This window comes from Faecalibacterium langellae, assembly GCF_002549775.1.
Classification (GTDB): domain Bacteria; phylum Bacillota; class Clostridia; order Oscillospirales; family Ruminococcaceae; genus Faecalibacterium; species Faecalibacterium langellae.
Map to the genome: position 1 here is coordinate 1 of NZ_NMTR01000034.1, position 1,560 is coordinate 1,560.

Here is a 1,560-nt window from a genome sequence, read left to right on the forward strand (position 1 = left end):
GTTCCTATATTCAGTTGTCGATAAACCTGCTGGCTATCTCCCGAGATTATCTCTCCATTAAAACGCTCAGCCAATTCAATTCCAAGCGCCGTTTTACCCACAGCAGTAGGTCCAGCTACTACAATAAGTTTGGTTTTCATAATCATTTCACTTGCTATTCTAGATATTTTTTTAGATAATGTAAGTATATTATAACATATACGGAGGATAGTCTCATGGCTAAAAAACATTCATTTGCTAAAGGTGTCGCTACTGGCCTTCTCGGAACTGCTGCTACTGTAGCAGGAGCTGTTTTCGCAGTTAAGAAAACAATCATCGAACCAGAAAAAAAGAAATTGGCTTTCATCGAAGAAAACCGTAAAAAAGCAGCTCGCCGTCGTGTAAGCCACTAAAAGTTATGGCCAGGGAAACCTGGTTTTTTTCTGCATTTTTTTCCTTTCAGCTATGACTAAGAAAGGAGCCAAACATGAAAAGAAAAAATATAATAAAAAAGTTATTATTATGACCTTTGTTTTGATGACTGTATTCTCTTTCTTAACTATTTTATCAAAACATTCCAAAGAACCTGTAAAATCAGAAACAAAAACACATCACTCATCATCTTTCCAATCGTCTAAGAATGCTCGTCTCATAAGAAAACTACCACTAACTCTTCGACAGCTACCTCGACGGATGATAAAACAAGGAATTCTAAAGAGAAGGATAAGGATCAAGCATCTTCTCCTTCTCAACAATCAAGTCAGAAGCAAAATGGCAATACGCCTCCTCATCAAGAAGGCTCTCAAGAAGAACCAAATCCCTTTGAAGGGGGACGAGGTTGGGGAGGTCCAGAAGACGGATCATATGTCATTAACAGCGATGGAGAACGTGTTCAATCTAGCTCATTCAATGAAATCAATGAGTGGAGCACTAATGCTGACAACAGTACTTACGAGTATCCACAATCTTCATCAAGCGCTAACTCAAGTTTAACTGTAAATTAAATCAAAAAATTGCTCAGAATCATCAAGTATTCAGGAGATAACCCCAATTAGAAACTAAATCTAACTGGGGTTTTTTAGTCTTTAATATACAATATAAGTGCACAATTCAAGGTATTAAAAAACACCTATCTCGTAATAGGTGTCAAACAACTTTAAATAAAAATTGAGGCAGATTTGGGGCAAAGTAGCTTTAAAACCGCATGATTAAAGGATTAAAAATGTCCCCTGCCGGAATCGAACCAGCAACGACTCCTTAGGAGGGAGTTGTTATATCCATTTAACTAAGAGGACTTATTAAAAAATCTGCCACGAGGACAGATTTTTTCGGTGAAATCTGTAAATTATTTACGGATTTCTTTGATACGTGCAGCTTTACCTTGCAAAGCACGCAAGTAGTAAAGTTTAGCACGGCGGACTTTACCGTAGCGTACAACTTCAATCTTATCAACACGTGGAGTGTGGATTGGGAAAGTACGTTCTACACCGATACCGCTTGAGATTTTACGAACTGTGTACATTTCTGAGATCCCTTGACCTTTGCGTGAAATAACTACACCTTCAAAGATCTGGATACGTT

General features: G+C 37.8%; 3 protein-coding genes and 1 tRNA gene. 1 reads left to right on the forward strand and 3 read right to left on the reverse strand.

Annotated features, from left to right (window positions below):
- The coding region (locus CGS49_RS13390; RefSeq protein ID WP_275542726.1) for an isopentenyl transferase family protein at window positions 1-140 on the reverse strand (140 nt) is incomplete at its 3' end.
- 75 nt (window positions 141-215) lie between these two features.
- On the opposite strand from CGS49_RS13390, the gene CGS49_RS13395 reads away from it, so the two are divergent.
- A complete protein-coding gene (locus CGS49_RS13395) occupies window positions 216-392 on the forward strand; it encodes a DUF3042 family protein (protein WP_011681227.1) in 177 nt (58 codons plus the stop codon).
- Between the two features lie 810 nt (window positions 393-1,202).
- Here the strand turns inward: CGS49_RS13395 and CGS49_RS13405 are convergent.
- Window positions 1,203-1,274 (reverse strand) — tRNA-Arg (locus CGS49_RS13405).
- Window positions 1,275-1,324: 50 nt separating this feature from the next.
- The coding region (rplS, locus tag CGS49_RS13410; protein WP_097802289.1) for a 50S ribosomal protein L19 at window positions 1,325-1,560 on the reverse strand (236 nt) is incomplete at its 5' end.

Bases quoted from the DNA above. Each gene is read 5' to 3' on its own strand.
- CGS49_RS13395 (WP_011681227.1), top strand. From the start codon at position 216: ATGGCTAAAAAACATTCATTTGCTAAAGGTGTCGCTACTGGCCTTCTC.